Source organism: Niveispirillum irakense DSM 11586, from assembly GCF_000429645.1.
Classification (GTDB): Bacteria; Pseudomonadota; Alphaproteobacteria; order Azospirillales; family Azospirillaceae; genus Niveispirillum; species Niveispirillum irakense.
In genome coordinates this window covers 67,287-85,570 of the sequence record NZ_AUCG01000020.1, presented here as the reverse complement: position 1 = coordinate 85,570, position 18,284 = coordinate 67,287, and the positions used below count along the sequence as shown (strand labels likewise).

The following is an 18,284-nucleotide window of genomic DNA, read 5'->3' as shown; positions in this document are numbered from 1 at the left end:
GGTAACGCCATCAGTCCTGAACCTGGAAGGTCAGGGTGACGCTGTAGCTCTTGACCGCCACCGGGCCTTCAGCCGCTTCGGTGCGGTAGCGGGCCAGCAGCAGGTACGTGCCATGCTCCTTCAGGGCAAAGCTGGCCTTGCCGTCCTTGTCGGTCACGGCCTTGGCCAGATCGTCATGATGGTCATTGCCCTGCTCGTCATGCTCATGCTCCCCGCCGCTGCCCTGCAGGGAGATTTCCACGCCGGCCAGCGGCTTGCCCTGGTAAAGCAGTTGGACGGGGAAATTCGCCCCCTCGTCCAGTTTGGATGGATGGGCCAAAGGCAGGAATTCCAGGCCGCTGCCACTGGGTTTCAGCGCCGCATCGCTGGCAGGGCCCTTGCTGACATAGACATCGGCGCGGGTGAAGCTCTGCGTGTCGGCCACGCGGGCGCCGGCGGGGGCTTCCTTCGGGTCGCGCAGCGCTTCCCATTTGCCATTCACCAGCGCCATCTTGCGCGTACCGCCCGGCCGTTCTCCGGTGGAGAAGCGGTAGGTGCCATTGTCCGGCAAGGCCGCCTCGAAGATCGCCAGATCCTTCAGATAGACGATATTCTCGATCTTCTGCTTCACGCCCGCCGGGGTGACGACATGATAATCATCAGATTTCATGGCGATATCGGGGGTAAACAGTTCCTCGGTGAAGGAACCCTCAATCGTCACATGGTCGCGCTGCGGCGTGGCGAAGACATTGGGCTTCAGATATTGCGTATGGGCCGCCACCGGCAGGGACAGCAACAGGCTGCCCGCCATCATCAGGGCGGTGCGCTTCATCCTGGTCATGTTTTTTCTTCCCCATCCCGGGAGACGGACACCGCCTCCTCCTGCAGGGCTAGATATTAATAATCATTATTAATTGCAAGCGCTTTATCTGCTCAGTAGACATCCCGGCAGTAAAGCCGCTCTGCGGCCATCTGCTCCAGCGTCGCATCCCCCAGGATCACACGCAGTACGGCATCCACGCCGCCGGCCATCCCTTCCAGGCTGCCGCAGACATAAATGGCGGCCCCGTCCGCCACCCAATCCCGCACCGCCTGCGCGGCAACGGCCAGCAGATCCTGCACATAGACCTGCTGTGCCTGATCGCGGGAGAAGGCAAGGTCCAGCCGGGTCAGATGGTTTGCGGCTTGCCATGCCGCCAGTTCATCGGCGAACAGGCTGTCATACTGGCGGGTCCGTTCCCCGAACAGCAACCAGTTGCGGCCATGACCCGCCATCGCGCGCGCCTTCAACTGCGCCCGCAGGCCGGCAATGCCGGTGCCATTGCCGATCAGGATCATCGGCCGGTCGGTGTCAGGCGGATGGAAGCCGGCATTACGGCGTAGACGCAGCAGCACCGGGCCATCAAGTGCTGCATGCCGGGTCAGCCAGCCAGAGCCCAGGCCCAGCCGCCCGTCGGGACCGCGCATCTGCCGGACCACCAGTTCCAGCCGCCCATCGGCGGGAATGGAGGCGATGGAATATTCCCGGTGCGGCAACGGCTCCAGCCCGGCGCAAAGATCGGCGGGGGCAAGCCCTTGCCATAAGGCCGGATCAGCCGGTAAGTGCGCGGTGCGCAGCCAGTCAGCCAGAGGCTGGGTCCGGTCGCCCACCGTCACATGGAAGGCCCCGTCCAGCCCCAGCACCGCCAGCAAGGCGGCCACATGCGCCGGATCGTTGCCGGGGCCAATTTCCGCCACATCGCCGGCCTGCCACACCGCATTGCCGTCCGGCGGATCGAGCGCCAGATGATAGACGGGCGCGCCGGGGCTGCCCTCATTCAGTAAATGCCGATGGCGCAACATCCAGGGGACGTAATCGGGCTTCGCCCAATCCGCCATGGCGCTGTCACCGGTCAGATGGGACAGATGGTGCTGCCAATGGCGCAGGGCACCGGCATCACCATTATCCACTTGCACCAGATCAAACAAAGGTCGCGCGCCCTGATGGCGCAACCATGTATCCACGGCATGGCCAAAGGCACAGAACTGGCGATATTCCCGGTCACCCAGGGCCAGGATGCCATATTCAAGCCCGGCAAGCGGAGCCGTGCCCGCCATGGTGCGGGAGACGAAAGGCGCCGCCATGTCCGGCGCATCCCCTTCCCCCGTCGTGGACAGGATGAACAGGACGCGCCCTGCATCGGCAAGCATCGCCCCCTCCAGCCGGCCCAGCGGTGCCACCCAGGCGGGCTGGCCGGCGGCGCGCAGGGCATCGGCTGTCCGTTCGGCCAGCATCTCGGCAAAGCCGGTCTGGCTGGCATAGGCGACCAGGGTGCCCGTGGCGGCGGCCGGCACAAGCGCGCGGCGGCGGCGATGGCGCCACCATGTCCAGCCGCACAGGCCTCCATAGGCCAGCAGCACCAGCCCGACGGCCACCGGTCGGGTCAGGCCCGCCGGCAGGCTCGTCAGCAGCAATTCCCAACTCATGCTTCTTCATCCAGCATCGCGGCCAGGGCCGGCGTCATGCGCTCGGCAATCCCATCGCCATCGCGCAGCAGGAACAGGGCGGCCAGCCCCTCAGCGGCGGCCTTTTCAAACCCTGCTTCCGGCCCCAGCACGCCCAGGGCCGTGGCCCAGACATCGGCCATCATGCAATCCGCATCCAGCACCGTGACAGCGGCCAGCCGGTCCGGCACCGGCCAGCCCGTGCGCGGGTCAATCGTGTGGGACAGGCGGGCACCATCGGTACCGGTCAAAAAGCGGCGACTGTCGCCACTGGTCGCGATGGACAGCCCATGCAGGGCCACCCGCGTCTCCAGGCCCCCGGCAAGACCGGCGCGGCCCACCGCCCTTTCCAGCCCCACCCACCAGGGCGTGGCATCCGGCCGGATGCCCCAGCCGCGCAACTCCCCGCCAATATCCACCAGATGGCTGGTGATGCCGCGCGCCGTCAGATGGCGGGACAGCTTATCGACGGCAAAACCCTTGGCGATGGCGGACAGGTCGATATGCAGGCCCCCCGGCTGGTACAAAAGCCGGGCTTCGCGGTTCAGGTCCAGAAGCTGCCAGCCACAGCGCGCTTTAACGGCGGCGATTTCCGCCGCCGTCGGCAGGCCGGACGCCCCCCGCGGGCCGGCGGGGCCAAAGCCCCACAGATCAACCAGCGGGCCGATGGTGGGGTCATAGGCACCGTCACTGGCCGCTGCCACATCCAGGGCCGCCGCGATCACCGTGAACAGGTCATCAGGCAAGGGATGCCAGGTGCCTGCCGGGGCGGCATTGAACTGGCTCAACACGGAATCAGGCGCCCAATTGCTCATCTCCGCGATGATGCCATCCAGCAGCGCCACCAGTTCCCGCCGCAGGACCAAGGGGTCTGGTCCTGCGGCACTCACCAGTTTCACCGCCCAATAGGTGCCCATCGTCTCCCCGCGCAGCGCCAGGGTCGGCGTGCCGACGGGCGGCAACGCCGCCTCTGGCGGGTCCACGGGGATCAGAAGGCGCAACATGGGCGGTTACGTCAGGGGCTTTACTGGGCCAGCACTTCCAGCGTGGTGTTATAGCTGGCGCGGCGCTTGGCGGCCTGCTTGATGGAGGTGTTGGTGTCTTCCACCTCAGCTTCCATCCAGTACATGCCCGGCTGCGGCCAGGTGACTGACAGCTTGCCGTCCTTGTCGGTCTTCAGCTTCATCTCCCCCAGATCATTGCGGTAGCGGATACCGCCGGGGATGACGGACACGTCCAGATTGGCGGCGGGCTTGCCATCCAGCACAAACTGGAAGGTGGCAGCCTCACCCGCGAACAGGTCGTTGGGGTGGGTCACCGGCACCAGTTCCAGCCCCTTGCCCGTCGGCTTCAGCACCGTGTCGGTCGGCTTGCCGGCGGTGGCGAAAATCTCCATCCGGCGGGAATTTTCCGTCACCTGCAGCTTTTCCGCATTGGCCGGCACTTCCTTGGCGAAATTCTCCGCCGTGCCGCGCCAGCGCTTGCGCTGCCCGTTCTCTTCCCAGAACGCCATGATGCCGCCGCCGGCCATGGCGATCTTGTAGGTACCCGGCTGGTCCAGATGCACATCGAAGGTAGAGCGGTACTTGCCCGTGGCCTGATTCTCTGCCTTGCCTTCAGCGCCTGTGGGCGTGAAGACCTGCAGCCCGTCCAGGCGCAGGGGCACATGCTCGAAATAGAACAGGTCGTTGGAGACGGCCGCATCGACCGTGATCCAGGGGTCCTGGCCAGACAGCACGGTGGCGGATGGCAGCATCCAGGTGCGGTGGGCGGCGGCGGGCAGGGTCAGGCCGGCAGCAAGCGCCAGGGCAACAGTGGTGCGGGCGAGCAGCGATTTCATGTCATGCCTCTTCTGTCGGGCGAGATGAACAGGTGGGGTCAGGGCAGCGGCAAAAGCTTCAGGGCTTGATGGCAAGGGCGATCTTGCCCAGCTCGTTCTCCCCCTTGACCGACTGGTCGAAGGATTGCTTCACCGGCCATTCGAAGGGGATTTTCAGCAATTCGCGCCCACCCACCTCGCGGGCGGCTTCCACCACCAGCGCATAGGAACCGGGCTTCAGGCTGGCCAGCGGCCCCTTGGCCGTATCGAAGCTCAGGCTATGCTCGCCCACCGGCAGGGTGGGGCCGGACACGCCATCCATGGGGAAGGTCTGGTCGCGACCGGACCGGCGCCACCATTGGCGCATGTCCTTCAGCCATTTCGTCCCTTCATTGTCGCGCATCTTCACGTCGTAGCGGACGGTCAGGTTGGCAGCGACGCTCTGATCGGCCCCCTCCACCCACACGGCGACATAGGGGCGGTGGTATTCGGCCACGTCCAGACGGGGGATTTCCACCGTCACCGCCATTTCGCCCGCCAAGGCGGGGGTGGCGGCAAGACCCGTCAGCGTAACGGAAAGCAGCGTGCGCATCTCTATCCCTTGCCCTTCATTCATGGTGTCAGTGGATCAGCAGGATCATCAGCAGCAAGGGCGCGACCAGCCCCAGCCCGACCATCGGCCAAGTGGTGGGGCGGTTGCGCGCGTGCATCTGCAGCAGGAAAAGCCCGGTCAGGCAGAAGACCAGACAGGCGACGGCGAAAATATCGATGAACCAGGACCAGGCCGTCCCGGTATTGCGACCCTTGTGCAGGTCGTTGAAATAGGAAACCCAGCCACGGTCGGTCACCTCATGCAGCACCTCGCCGGTGCTGCGATCGATGCTGACCCAGCCATCCCCGCCCGGTCGGGGCAGGGAGATGTAAAGCTCATCGCCCGACCATTCCGGCACCCGGCCGGCAGCGGTGATCCCCATTTCGCCCTTCAGCCAGTCGGCCAGGGCATCGGGCACCGGTGGGGCCGGACGGGCGTCAGGATCAATCCCGGCCAGGGCTGCCTGCAGGGGGGCCGGGAGGTTCTCCCGGCGTTCGGTTACCTGGGGTTTGGATTCGATCTGGGCGGCATGGTTCAAGGTGATGCCCGTGACCGCAAACAGCAGCATGCCAATCAGGCACAGGGCGGAACTGACCCAATGCCACTGGTGCAACTGCTTCAGCCAGAACGCCCGGCGCGTCTGGTCAAGGGCCCCTTTCATCGCCACCGGTTTATGCATTCTTTTGCGACCGCCTATCAATCTCTTGCGGGAAAAGAGCATGAATGAGAGTGACTCTCAATATAAAACATAGGGCCTGTCGCCTGCGTCCTACGCAGGTATGATCCTGGCCTTCAGGTCAGCATGTTTGCCATTCATTGGAACGGCGATCTCCGTAAGCTTGGCAGGTCAGTTCCCTGCCTCCAGAAACCGGATGCCTATCAGCAACAACCTGCGGTCACGCGTGGCGCTTCTGTGTGCGACGCTGGTTATCTCCCTCTCGGTTTTGCTGGGCGGGACCGTCTGGTGGCGCGCCAGCCTTACCCTGGAGGAAGAGGCGGGGCAGGCCCTGGGGGAACTGTCCTTCCAGCTTGCCGACAAGCTGGCCCGCGACATGGCGATGCGGGTCAGCGAGGTCCAGGTTCTGTCCCACCTGATCCCATTACCTGATCAAGCCGCCCGCGACAGCACCCAAGCCCACAAGCTGGACAATGCGGTCAACAGCTTCACCGCCGCTTTTCCCAACACGGCATGGATCGGGGTAATCGACCCGGCCGGGGTCGTGATATCCGCCAGCAATGGCCTTCTGGTGGGTATGGACATCTCTGCCCGCCCCGTTTTCCGGAACGGATCCAAGGGCCTGTTTGTCGGGGATGTGCATGAGGCGATCCTGCTTGCCAGTTTGCTCCCCCCCTCTCCTGTCGAGCCGTTGCGATTCGTTGATGTCGCGGTGCCACTGCACGATGTGGCCGGCGAATTCCGGGGGGTGCTGGCAGCCCATTTCAGTTGGGCCTGGGCACGGCAGGTGGAGCGCTCGGTCATGGAACCAGCGCATCACCGCAATCAGGTTGACACCTTCATCTTGTCCCAGAACGGGGAGGTGCTGCTGGGACCGGAAATGCTAGGCAAGAGGCTGTCACTGGATGTGCTCAACCAACCCCGCCAAGCGGCCAGTGGTTGGCTGGTGGAAAGCTGGCCAGATGGAAAACACTATTTGACAGGTTATGCCCGCTCTAAAGAGCAAGGGCCATTCGCCGGTTTGGGCTGGACCATTCTGACGCGCCAGCCGCTGGCCGTGGCACGGGCGCCCGCGACCGACCTGATGCAACACCTATTGATGCTGGGCGTGTCCATGGCCGCTTTGTTCAGCGTCGCTGGCTGGCTGCTGGCCCGACAGATCACCGCGCCGCTGGCCGAGATCGCGCATACTGCCGAACAGATCCGTATCGGGCGGATCGGCATGCGCTTTCCCGAACGCTCCGCGATTGCTGAAGTCCGCGCTCTCAGCCAATCCCTACGGGCCCTTACCGATACGTTGACCCGTAAGGACCGTGCCTTGGCGCGGCTTGAGGGGCTGGCCTATCACGACACGGTCAGCGGCCTGCCCAACCGGCTGCATCTGGACCGAACCCTGACGGTACTGGCCGAAAATGGCTCACCCTTTGCCATCCTTGCCATCGATATGGATGGGTTTAAACAGGTCAACGACCTTTACGGTCATCAGGTCGGGGACAAATTACTGGGGATCATCGGTCACAGGATACTCTCCTGTCTGCCAGGAACCGATTTCCCTGCCCGTATCGGCGGGGACGAATTCATGATCCTGGTGATCGGTGACACGGACCTGCGGCAGCGCGCGGTGGAAATGGCCCGTCGGGTCAATGCCGCCATTGCGGAACCGATGGTGATCGATGGACATGTCATCCATATAAATTGCAGCATCGGTGTCACCCTCTGGCCAGAAGAGGCAGAGGATTTTGAAACGGCGCTGGGATTGGCGGATACGGCTATGTATCTGGCCAAACGGCGGCGGTTGGGCTTTGTGCAAAGCCTGCGCGGCACCGCCTTCCCGGTGCCTTCCGATCTTGCAAATTCCCCTGGTCGCAGGGGTCCGCAAAAAACGCCCGGCATCTCCTAACTCGGCGCTCAGGTTTCCCAGACACAGCAACAGATAATCCGCTCTTCGTTCATCATGTCCGTTCTGTGAAACCATTCATATCCAAAAGGATACGGTGGCGATTAGATTGTCCTCGCCCGCAACATGATATGAAATAGCTTCGATGCGAACAGCCGGCGGTATGCAGGTCGGCATGTCACATCTCTGATGAAAGCCGCCGCCGGTGTTGAACCCCTGGTATCTTATTCAGGATGATGAAAAGGTCCGCGGGGCACAATCCGCTGCCTTCGTCCGCCAGTTGCCCATGATCATTTTGGGCAATCTGCTGGGAGCCTGGATTGGCGCCCTGGTGCTGCGCGATCATTTCACAGCCCTGGAACTGGCACCGCTGGTCTTGGGCATACCGCTTTTATTAAGCCCGGCCTGCCTTAGCCTGTTCCGGGCAATGAAGCGGCGTCCACCACGCACAGTTTCACGTCGTCGTATCCGCCGTATCATCGTCTCCTCAACCGTCATGGGCTGCTACATGGCGGGCCTGATGCTGTTGTACCTGCCCCATGCCCCCTTATCCGTAAAGGCGCTGTTGCTGGGTGGGGTCGCCTTCCTGGCGGTTGGGGCAAACGCCGCGCTTTCGGTGATCCCACAGGCGTGTATCGGCTATGCCATGCCCATGATGGGCGCTGCCATCATTGTCAGTATGGATTTCAATGACCCGCAATGGGTGGGCACCACGCTTCTGGTCCTGTTGATGACCCTGGGGCAGGCCCTGTTTCTACGGGGCAACTGGCATGGTTTCCGCAGTCTGCGCCGTGGGGAAGAAAGACTGACCACCGCACAGCATGTCGCCAGCCTGGCATGGTGGATGGAAGATGATAGCGAACGTCCCTATGATGTTTCAGATAATCTAGCCGCCCTTTTTGACCTTGATCCCGTACAGGCCATGGACATGGCGACGTTGCGGGCCCTTGTCACCCAGCGCGCGAGGGGGCGTGGTGACAGCCAGTCTTCCTTTGCAACAGACAATCGACTCTACAATATCGAATTGGCTGATGGCAGCATCCGCTGGATTCGTGAGGATGTCGCCCCTTTCAGCATTGCAGGCTCCCGCCAGCGCATCCGCACCTTCCAGGATGTGACCGTGCTGGAGGAAGCGCGGGAGGAGGCACGCCGCCGCGAGGCGATGCTGACCACCGTCCTGGAATCGGTGGATCAGGGCATCGTCGCTTTCGACGCCAATCAGCGGGTCATCGCTTATAATCACCGGGTAGAGGTGATGCACGGCCTGCCCCCCGGCATCTGCCATATCGGGGCCACAATGGTGGAACTGATGCGATGGAAGGCAAAACACGGGCATTATGGGTCGGTGGAAAATCTGGACAGTTTGATCCAGGAACGCCTGCAGCTCATCACCGCGGGCGGGCGTCACCATTTCGAGCAGACCCGCCCCAACGGCACGGTGCTGGAGGCAACAGCCAATCCGATGCCAGGGGGCGGCTTCGTGACCGCCTATACCGACGTCACCGCCCAGAGGAGACGGGAATCGGAACAGAAGCGTCTGGCGGATGAATTGGGCGATGCCAAACTGGCCGCAGAGGCGGCCAGCCGGGCCAAATCCGAATTCCTGGCCAATATGAGCCACGAAATCCGCACCCCGATGAATGCGGTCATCGGGATGAGCTATCTGGCCCTGCGCACCGACCTGCCACCCAAAGCCCATGATTATCTGACCAAGATCGAGGAAGCTGGCAAATCCCTGCTGGGCATCATCAACAGCGTGCTGGACCTGTCCAAGATCGAAGCGGGACGGGTCGCCATTGAGCAGGTGGATTTCCTGCTGGACGAAATGCTTGATGGGGTGGCTGCCATCCATTCTGACGAGGCCCGGCGCAAAGGTCTGCATTTTACCCTGCACCGGCCGGATGGCATTCCGCGCATGCTGATCGGGGACCCGCTGCGCCTGTCCCAGGTGCTGAACAACCTGATCGGCAACGCCGTAAAATTCACCCATCAGGGTCGCGTCACCGTGACGGTGACGCAGGAGACGATGGACGCGGAAACGCTGCGCCTTGTCGCCGTGGTGGAGGATACCGGCATCGGTATGACGGCGGAGGAACAAAGCCGCCTGTTCGCCACCTTCACCCAGGCGGACAGCTCGACCACCCGCCGCTATGGTGGCACCGGGCTGGGACTGGCAATCAGCCGGCAATTGATGGAGATGATGGGCGGCACTATCAGCGTGAACAGCCAGCCCGGCGTCGGCAGCCGTTTCCGCATCGCCATCCCCCTGCACTGGCGCCCCGCCCAGCCGGGGGAAATGTGGCGCGACGAGGTGGATCTGGCCGGTAAACGCGCCCTGCTGGTGGATGACAGCCCCCTCTCCATCGAAGTGTTGAGCGCGATGCTAAGCCATCACGGCATGAGCGTGGAGGGCGTGGCCAGCGCCGGCGAGGCACTGGCAAGTCTGAAACGCGCCGAGGAAACGGGGCATGGTTTTGACCTGATCGTGGCCGATTGGCGCATGCCCGGCATGGATGGGCTGGAACTGTGCCGCGCCCTTGTCGCTGCCGCCCTGCCGCCGCCACCGGTGCTGATGGTCACCGCCTATGATGTGGATGAACTGGCCAGCCTGACGACGGATACCCCCGTCCGCCAGGTGCTGGCAAAGCCTGTCACGCCCGCCGCCCTGCGCGAGGCGCTGCGCCAGGCCTTCACCACACCAAGCGGCGCGAAGCCCCTGACACCTTGCGATCCGGTCCGTATGCTGCTGCCCGTCGCCGGGGCGGAAATCCTGCTGGTGGAGGATAATATCCTGAACCAGCAGGTGGCGATGGACCTGCTGACCCGCTGGGGCATGAAGGTGGATCTTGCCACGGATGGCCGCAAGGCCGTGCAGATGGTGGAGGAGAAAGCCTATGATCTGGTGCTGATGGATGTGCAGATGCCCGTGATGGATGGGTATGAAGCCACCCGTACCATCCGCGCCGATGCCGCCCATCACCCCGAACGACCGCACCTGCCCATCCTGGCCATGACCGCCCATGCCCTGCAGAGCGACCGCCAGCGCTGCCGTGCCGCTGGGATGGACGGACATGTCAATAAGCCGGTGGTGATTGAGGAACTGGCAACCGCCTTGTTGAACTGGCTCCCCCATCGCGCGGCAGAAGCGAGCGATGAAGCCCTCCCTCCCCCTGCCGATGCAGGATCGGCCAGTGCCAGCGAGACCGGGGATTTTACCGATCTGGCCCCCCTGCTTGATATTGCAGAGGCCTTGCGCCGCTGCCATGGCGAACCCACTTTGCTGCACCGTTTGCTGCGGGCCTTTGTGCAGCAACAGGCAACGGATCTGCCGCTTTTACGGCAGGCGATAGAGGGACGGGACGGAACGGCGGCCCTGCCAGTGCTGCACGGACTGGCCGGCACGGCCGCCAGTATCGGCGCTGCCAATCTGGGGGCAACCGCCCGCTCGCTGGAGGAAAGCGTGCGGCTGGGCCGACCAGATTGGCAGCAGGCTGCCCTGCCCTTCCTGGACAGCCTGTCCTTGATGCTGGATGCAGTCAAAACCCACCTGAACCGTCAGGAACCGGTGGCCCCTCCCCCTGCGGCGCCCAGCCCTGCCGCCACCGACGTTCCCCCGCCTGCCGCACCGACGGCAACGGCGGATACGCATCTGCTGCTGGTCGATGACAGCGATATAAACCTGATGCTGTTGTCCAACCTGCTGACGCGCATGAAATACCGGGTCACCCTGGCACAGTCCGGCCAAGAGGCGATCGACGCCGTGCAGCAAACCCAGTTCGACGCCATATTGATGGATGTGCAGATGCCGGAAATGGATGGGCGGGAAGCCACGCGCCGCATCCGTGCGCTTCCTGCCCCGGCCTCCTCCATCCCGATCATCGCAGTGACAGCGGAAAGTCGGGACAGGACTTGGCCCAGCCTGATGGCCGCCGGCATGGATCATTACATCGCCAAGCCCTTCACCCCCACCAGCCTTCAGGCAGGGGTGGAAGAGGCATTGGCCGCGGGCCATAGGGCAGGTGAAGGGATCTGACGCCAGAACCCGTCACCTGCTTTCAGTCCGGCAATCCGAATAAGGGCGGCGGTGCCATATCGCGCACCGGACGCAGCACGATATTGCTGGTTACCCGCACCACCCCCAGTTCAGTATCATCCATCCAGCCCTGGGTCAGCGCCTGATAGGCGTCGACATCGGGGCAGATCAGTTTGGCGATGTAATCGAACTCCCCGCTGACCTCAAAGCATTCCACCACTTCCGGCGTGGCTGCCAGTCGCCGCTCAAACAGGTGGCGGCTTTCCCGCGCATGCCGTTCCATGGCGATCTGGGTTAGCACGGTGATGCAGGATTGCAGGCGGCGAAGGTCCAGGATCGCCTGATAGCGCCGGATCATCCCTTCCCGCTCCAGCCGCCGCACCCGGTCCAGGCAGGGGCGCGGCGACAGGCCCACCCGTTCCGAGAGAGCCTGGTTGGTGATGCGCCCATCCTGCTGCAGCACGTCCAGGATACGCAGATCGATCTGGTCGAGCCGTCGTCGGGCGGTACTCATGCGGGGTGCCTTCCGGAAGGGCGGGAGCAAGGCTGCCGAAAATAGCAGCCCCGCCGACCGCTTGTCACGGTCCTCACGCCACCCGGTCCAGGGGCGCCATCGCCGGATCACGCCTGCCGTTGCGGGCGGCGATGAACCCGGTGAGCAGCCGCTCCGCCGCGCTGGCCGTACGCCCTTCCCGGTCATGCCCGGCGGCGAACTCCACCAGATCAAGGGAGCCGATCAGGCCGGACGCCCCCAGCATGCGCATCGCTATTTCCGCAGAAGGCAGATCAAGCCCGCCCGGCACCGGTGTGCCCACCCCTGGCGCCACGGCCGGGTCCAGCACATCCAGGTCAAAACTGACATGGACATGCCCACCCCCGGCCGCCGCGATCCGGGCCAAGGCGGCCCCCACCAGTGCCGGCAGCCCCTGGGCGCGAACCGCCGGCATCTCGTGAAAGCGGACACTGGCGGCCCGCAGGTTCGCCCGCTCCCCCGGATCGACATCGCGGATGCCGAACTGTTCCAGATGTGCTGGCAGCAGCAGGGGGGTGAAGGCCCCGACCGACAGCATCAAAGGATGGCCAAGGCCGCAGGCCGTCGCCGCAGGCAGCCCATGCGTATTGCCCGATGGCGATGTTTCCGGCGTGTTGAAATCCGGATGCGCATCAAACCACAGGACATGAAAGGCCCTGCCCTGCGCCCTGGCATGGGCCGAGGCGGCAGCGATGGAACCGAGCGCCAGACTGTGATCACCCCCCATCATGATGGGAAAGCCCCCAGCGGCCAGCACGCGCCCCACCCGGTCGCGGACGGCGCCGCACCAGGAAGCCGTCTCCGCCACACTGCGACAGCCGGAAACGTCCACCGCCCCATCATAGGCGGGGCCGGCAACATCGCCCATGTCGGCCACCAGCCCCACCTGACCCAGCCGCCGCATCAGGCCAGCGGCCCGCAGCCCGGCAGGGCCGGCTGCCGCGCCGCAGCCGACATGGCCCACATCCGTGGGCGCACCCACAACCCCGTACCAGTTGGCACCTTTACGCATCATCGTCACCCTCCCCTCGCCTTGTCAGCCAGCGGAATGGATCAGGCGCGCATGGCGGCCAGGGTTTCGGCGAACCGGTCGATGGCCCAGTCCAGTTCTTCCCGGCTGATCACCAGCGGCGGGGCGAAGCGGATTACCGTGTCATGCGTCTCTTTGGACAGCACGCCGCGCTGCATCAGCGCCTCGCAGACGGCACGCGCCGTGGCGAAAGCGGGATCAATCTCCACCCCCACCCACAGGCCACGACCGCGCACAGCCCGGATGGCGGGGCTGTCGATGGCGGACAGGCGACGCATCATATGGTCGCCCAGTTCCGCCGATCGGGCCACCAGACCTTCCTCGTCCAGCGTTTCCAGCGCCTCCAGCCCCACGGCGGCGGCCAGCGGATTGCCGCCAAATGTGCTGCCATGATTGCCGGGCACGAACATGTCGATCAAATCCTGCCGCGCCACAAAGGCTGATACCGGCATCACACCGCCACCCAGGGCCTTGCCCAGGCACAGCCCGTCCGGGACGATCCCTTCATGCTGGAAGGCAAACCATTTACCGGTGCGGCCCAGACCGGACTGGATCTCATCCAGGATCAGCAGCACGTTGCGCCGGTCGCAAATCTCGCGCAGGCGGCGCAGATAGCCCTCCGGCGGCACAACGATACCGGCCTCACCCTGGATCGGTTCCACCAGGATGGCCGCCGTGTTGGGGCCAATGGCCGCCTCCATTGCATCGGCGTCACCATAGGGGATGATGCGGAAGCCGGGAGCAAAGGGGCCAAACCCGTCGCGATAGGCCGCCTCGCTGGAGAAGCCGACAATCGTGGAGGTGCGGCCATGGAAATTGCCCTCCGCGACCAGGATTTCCGCCTGATCGGCCGGGATGCCCTTCACCTTGTAACCCCAGCGGCGGGCGGCCTTGATGGCGGTTTCCACCGCCTCGGCACCCGTATTCATCGGGCAGGCGCCATCCAGGCCGGACAAGGCGCACAGGCGCCGCAGGAACGGCCCCAGCTTCTCGCTATGAAAGGCGCGGGAGATGACAGCCACCCGGCTCGCCTGCTCGATCATGGCGCGCAGGATGCGGGGATGGCCGTGCCCCAGATTGACGGCGGAATAGGCGCTCATCATATCCAGATAGCGCGTGCCCTCCACGTCCCACATCCAGACGCCCTCGGCACGGTCGATCACGACCGGCAGCGGCTTGTAATTATGGGCGCACCAGCGCTGTTCAACGGAAATGGCTTCGGCGGAAAGGTTCATCTGCATGTCCATAACGTGCGTCTCCCTAAGATTTCCACCGCGCTTTGGGGCGGCTTGCCTCTCTCAAGGATGGCGGGGACCTGCAGCCGAAACGGCTGATCTTAATAGGGGATGCGACAGGAACAGGCAGTCTTGCACCCCCGCATCAGCCGATGCGGTGGACCCATGAAATCTGGCACATAGACAGGGGTGAATGGGAACGCAAACCCCTGCTGTGTGACGTCACACAGGCACCAGCACCCGTGATATCCGGCACATAAAGACCGTTTCCCATTCTCGCAAACCCGTGCAATCCGGCACATGAACAGGCAAAAAGGGCCGAAAGCCAAGCATTCATTGACTTGTTGAGGGGTTTGAGACAAGACTCAAACCCCAACCCATTTCCAGCGTCGATCCCATGACCCCTGATGAACTGCGCCAGTTCCGCGAACGCCGTGGTGAAAGCCAGGCGGCCTTTGCCGCCTGGGTCAATGCCAAGCTCGGTCGCAAATACGATAACGCCACGATCAGCCGCTGGGAATCCGGGGCGGAACGGTTGCCGGTGCGGGTCGTGGAATTCCTGATCGCCGCCAGCCAGCGCGTGGCCCGCATCATTGCGGTCGCCAACCAGAAGGGCGGCGTCGGCAAGACGACGACGACGCTCAATCTCGGTTATGCGCTGGGGGAATTGGGCAAGAAGGTGCTGATCGTCGATGCCGACCAGCAGGCCACAGCCACGGAAGGGGCCGGCCTGGACCCGCTGACGGTGCAGGATGAGCATCGCGGCCTGGAAGATGTGCTGTTTGGCGAAACCAGCATCCGCGATGCGATTGTCAGCCTGGACGGGTTTGACATGCTGCCCTGTACCATCGCGCTGGCGGAAGCCCAGATCAAAATCCTGCTGGACCCCGATGACGGGCGCTATGTGTTGCGGGAACGGCTGTCGGAAGTGCAGCGCGATTATGATTTCATCCTGATCGACTGCCCGCCGGAACTGGCGCTGATCACCGTCAGCGCCTTGATCGCCGCCGATGCACTGCTGATCCCGACCAAGGCCAGCCGCTATGATGTGCGCGGCATCCCGCTGATTTTCGATACGGTACAGAAGATCCAGCGCCGCCAGAATCCCAGCCTGACCGTGCTGGGCATCCTGCCTACCATGTTCAATCGGAATTATGCGGTGGAACAGCAGGTTCTGTCCGACCTTCAGGAGACGCTGGGAGAGAAGGCACGCATCTTCCCCCCCGTCCCCCGCTCCACCGAAATTGATCAGGCGACCTATGCCGGCGAATTGCCGCTGAAGGCCCTGGCCAAGTCCCATCCCATCAATATTTACCGCACCATCGCGCAGGAGATCGCCAATGGTTAAGAATTGGCGCAAGGCGGGGGCCCAGCAGCCCGTGGTGAAAAGCATCGGTGAAAGCCTGGAACGTCCCGGCGCCGATCTTCTGTTCGGCAATACGGAAGGGCTGCGCGACACGGTCATGCTACGGTTGACCGATGTGGTGCCCAACCCGTACCAGCCGCGTCGGCATTTTGATGCGACGGAGCTGCAGGCACTGTCCCATTCGCTGCGGGAGGTGGGCCAGCTTTCCCCCATCCTGGTCACGCCCCACCCGACAGAGCCCAAGCATTTCATGCTGGTGGCTGGGGAGCGGCGCTGGCGGGCGGCGGAAATGGCGGGGTTGGGCCGGATCATGGCCCATATCCTGCCGGCCGAAACCAATACCGAGCAGATCGCGCTGATCGAAAACCTGCAGCGTGTCGATCTCAGCCCGGTGGAAGAGGCGGAAGGCATCCGCCGCCTGATTGAAACCCACGACTATCATCAGGAGGAAGTGGGCGAGCTTCTGGGCCGCTCACGCACGGAGGTGAATACCACCCTGACCCTGCTGAAGCTGCATCCCGATATCCAGCGCGACTGTGTGACGTCACACAGTGAGATGCCGAAGGCGGTGCTGCTGGAACTGGCACGAATGGAACCGGCCCAGCAATTACCGTTGTGGGAGAAGGCCAAGCGCCAGGGCCTGACTGTCCGGGAAGCCCGCGATGCCCGTGCCCGGCAGGAAGGCGGGGGCACGCCCGCCCCGAAACCGGCCAAGGATCTGACGACAAAACAGTTTCTCTCCCAAATCGGCCGGATGGAGCAAAACCTGGCGCAAGGGGCGGAACTTTTGGCACAGAGTCGCGACCAGCTCAGCAGCAAGGAGCGCCAGCGCTTGGCTGATTTCCGTGACCGCCTGCTGGATTATGCCCAGCGCATTGACAGCGCCATCGGCTAACCAGGATACATACAGATAATAAAAATGGCGGCCCGGATATCGGAGCCGCCATTTTTATTATCTGTATGCCAATTCCTCAACGTCGGGCGCCGCCATCCGGCGGCTTGGCCTTCGGCGACTTAGAGTTCGTCAGGGTTATGTTGGAATCTGAAATTATTCTCACTACCATCACCCCGGCGCAGGCCGGGGTCCAGTTTCGTAGAGCAACGCGCTTGTGACCCTGGACCCCGGCCTGCGCCGGGGTGATGGTATAAGTTGAACCAACCTCCACCGGACAAAATCTAGTATAAGTTTGAATAACTTACCGCATACCTGCGCAAACCTCGTCCGCTACAAGGGCGATCCAGCGCGGCAGGTTGGCCGGGGCCGTTGCTGCCCGCATCTCCACTGCCCCCAGTTCCTTGGCGCGGCGATACCATTTGGCCCGCACGCCATAAGGCTCGCCCGAAAGCCAATGGGCCGCCCGTTGGGCATTGGCGGACAGGGGTGCCGGCTCCGCCCCTGGCGGGGCGATCTGGACCGGGCCGGAAGCGGTGGGGTGCAGTTTTTCCAGCCACGCACGGAAGGCGGCAGACGGGTTACGGCACGGCTCCTTCTGCCGCATCGCCCATTCCGCCCAACTGAAAATGGCCGTCTGCATATCCACGTCAGGATATTGCGCCACCAGCTCATCCACCACGGCCAGGGAAACGCGCTGGATCAAGCCCAGCACGCCCGCCGGCCCCCGCTCGCGGTCGGTGCGGCCATCTTCCAGGTCCGGCGTGTCCTGATCCCGGTCATTGGCATGATGGCCCCGGCCAACCGGGGCCTTGGCGAACTCCGTAATCCGCGCGGTGGCCACCAGATCGCTGTTGGATTTCTTCTTCACATCGAAGATCAGCTTTTCCACCTTGCGGCCGCGCCCATGGGAACGGATTTCGGTATAGCCAATGGTCAGACCGCTCAACTCATTGATTTCACTGACAGCCGGATCCAGAACCCGGCGCTGGAAATGCGCGTAATTGGGCATCTTGTCACCACAGCCCAGGCTTTCCCGCACATCATCAATGGTCACTTCCCAGCGCGGTTCCCTCAAATTGACCCTAAGGCTCAACAGCTCATACAGCGCCAGGGAGTATTTTGAGGAAAACTGGGCACAGATCGCCAGATGGATGCGCGCCCAGGCGCCCGGCTTTGCCAGCAGGGGGCGCAATTTGGGCGGAAACTCCCACTCCGCATAGCCGGCACCACGCGGCAAGGCGCGGAAGGCCAGCAGGGGAGAGCCACCTTCCTTTAATTGCTGGTCCGCCTCGCTCCAATAAGGGAAGCGGACAAGGGTCTGCATCAGCCGATCGAAAGACTGACGCAGGCGGACATTATTGCTTTCCGTATCATCGCCGATGGCGCGGCGCAGATCGGCGGTGGAGGCACGGAAAGGCGGCAGCGGCGCATCCGCATCGGCCAGCTTGTCCCAGCTATAGGCCAGCAACACATTGAACAGCTTGCGATCGGCCAGGGTCAGGCCGTTCCCGGTTTCCACCACCTCAATCTGGGTGCGGGGTTTGGGCAAGGTGGGATCGGTGGACAGGTCCAGCACATTGCCGCTGATCCGGGGCCGCACCATTTCTGGCTTTGTCGCCATCGCACTTGCCGCCATGCCCTCCCCCCTCAATTTCAAAAGCGCAAGCCTGTGGCTTTGACCGTGCGCTTTGTCACTGTGACAGGCAGCCTGATCATAGGCACAGGATCAAGTGGGAATCATCAAAC

At 63.5% G+C, this 18,284-nt stretch carries 14 protein-coding genes; 4 read left to right on the top strand and 10 right to left on the bottom strand.

Translation table 11 applies throughout. The annotated features are described in order from the left end of the window. Positions 1 to 10 precede the first annotated feature (10 nt). The 6 genes from G473_RS0107625 to G473_RS0107600 all read right to left on the bottom strand — a co-directional run bounded on the left by G473_RS0107625 (position 11) and on the right by G473_RS0107600 (position 5,535). Positions 11 to 820 carry a DUF4198 domain-containing protein gene (locus tag G473_RS0107625; RefSeq protein ID WP_029012615.1) on the bottom strand — a complete coding sequence of 270 codons (810 nt, stop codon included), beginning with the start codon at positions 818 to 820 and terminating at the stop codon, positions 11 to 13. 92 nt (positions 821 to 912) lie between these two features. Continuing rightward, positions 913 to 2,445 (bottom strand): diflavin oxidoreductase, encoded by a 1,533-nt coding sequence (locus G473_RS0107620; protein WP_051329999.1) that lies wholly within the window; start codon positions 2,443 to 2,445, stop codon positions 913 to 915. Next, positions 2,442 to 3,467: an FAD:protein FMN transferase gene (locus G473_RS0107615; protein ID WP_029012613.1), complete on the bottom strand. Its 1,026-nt coding sequence runs from the start codon at positions 3,465 to 3,467 to the stop codon at positions 2,442 to 2,444. Before G473_RS0107615 ends, G473_RS0107620 begins: the two co-directional genes overlap by 4 nt. A gap of 20 nt (positions 3,468 to 3,487) precedes the next feature. Then, positions 3,488 to 4,303 (bottom strand): DUF4198 domain-containing protein, encoded by an 816-nt coding sequence (locus G473_RS0107610; protein WP_029012612.1) that lies wholly within the window; start codon positions 4,301 to 4,303, stop codon positions 3,488 to 3,490. A gap of 58 nt (positions 4,304 to 4,361) precedes the next feature. Continuing rightward, positions 4,362 to 4,874 carry a DUF2271 domain-containing protein gene (locus G473_RS0107605; RefSeq protein WP_029012611.1) on the bottom strand — a complete coding sequence of 171 codons (513 nt, stop codon included), beginning with the start codon at positions 4,872 to 4,874 and terminating at the stop codon, positions 4,362 to 4,364. A 28-nt stretch (positions 4,875 to 4,902) separates the two neighbouring features. After that, positions 4,903 to 5,535 (bottom strand): PepSY-associated TM helix domain-containing protein, encoded by a 633-nt coding sequence (locus G473_RS0107600; protein ID WP_029012610.1) that lies wholly within the window; start codon positions 5,533 to 5,535, stop codon positions 4,903 to 4,905. 211 nt (positions 5,536 to 5,746) lie between these two features. On the opposite strand from G473_RS0107600, the gene G473_RS25660 reads away from it, so the two are divergent. Then, positions 5,747 to 7,450: a GGDEF domain-containing protein gene (locus G473_RS25660; protein ID WP_051329998.1), complete on the top strand. Its 1,704-nt coding sequence runs from the start codon at positions 5,747 to 5,749 to the stop codon at positions 7,448 to 7,450. Positions 7,451 to 7,652: 202 nt separating this feature from the next. Further along, complete coding sequence (locus G473_RS29085) at positions 7,653 to 11,480, top strand: response regulator (RefSeq protein WP_051329997.1); 3,828 nt, start codon at positions 7,653 to 7,655, stop codon at positions 11,478 to 11,480. Between the two features lie 22 nt (positions 11,481 to 11,502). Here G473_RS29085 and G473_RS0107585 read toward each other — a convergent pair whose 3' ends face one another. The 3 genes from G473_RS0107585 to rocD form a co-directional block, all read right to left on the bottom strand. Continuing rightward, a complete protein-coding gene (locus G473_RS0107585; RefSeq protein ID WP_029012609.1) occupies positions 11,503 to 11,994 on the bottom strand; it encodes an Lrp/AsnC family transcriptional regulator in 492 nt (163 codons plus the stop codon). A 73-nt stretch (positions 11,995 to 12,067) separates the two neighbouring features. Beyond that, positions 12,068 to 13,027 carry an arginase family protein gene (locus tag G473_RS25650; protein ID WP_051329996.1) on the bottom strand — a complete coding sequence of 320 codons (960 nt, stop codon included), beginning with the start codon at positions 13,025 to 13,027 and terminating at the stop codon, positions 12,068 to 12,070. A 38-nt stretch (positions 13,028 to 13,065) separates the two neighbouring features. After that, entirely contained in the window at positions 13,066 to 14,289 is a 1,224-nt protein-coding gene (gene rocD, locus G473_RS0107575) for an ornithine--oxo-acid transaminase (RefSeq protein ID WP_029012608.1), read from the bottom strand. A 385-nt stretch (positions 14,290 to 14,674) separates the two neighbouring features. Here rocD and G473_RS0107570 point away from each other — a divergent pair, with 385 nt between their 5' ends. Continuing rightward, positions 14,675 to 15,625 carry an AAA family ATPase gene (locus G473_RS0107570; protein WP_029012607.1) on the top strand — a complete coding sequence of 317 codons (951 nt, stop codon included), beginning with the start codon at positions 14,675 to 14,677 and terminating at the stop codon, positions 15,623 to 15,625. Continuing rightward, complete coding sequence (locus G473_RS25645; RefSeq protein WP_051329995.1) at positions 15,618 to 16,538, top strand: ParB/RepB/Spo0J family partition protein; 921 nt, start codon at positions 15,618 to 15,620, stop codon at positions 16,536 to 16,538. The genes G473_RS0107570 and G473_RS25645 overlap by 8 nt, the downstream gene beginning before the upstream one ends. Before the next feature lie 301 nt (positions 16,539 to 16,839). Here G473_RS25645 and G473_RS0107560 read toward each other — a convergent pair whose 3' ends face one another. Beyond that, the gene (locus tag G473_RS0107560) at positions 16,840 to 18,174 is read right to left on the bottom strand and encodes a replication initiation protein (protein WP_035705999.1); all 1,335 of its coding nucleotides are present in this window, start codon (positions 18,172 to 18,174) and stop codon (positions 16,840 to 16,842) included. Positions 18,175 to 18,284: the final 110 nt, after the last annotated feature.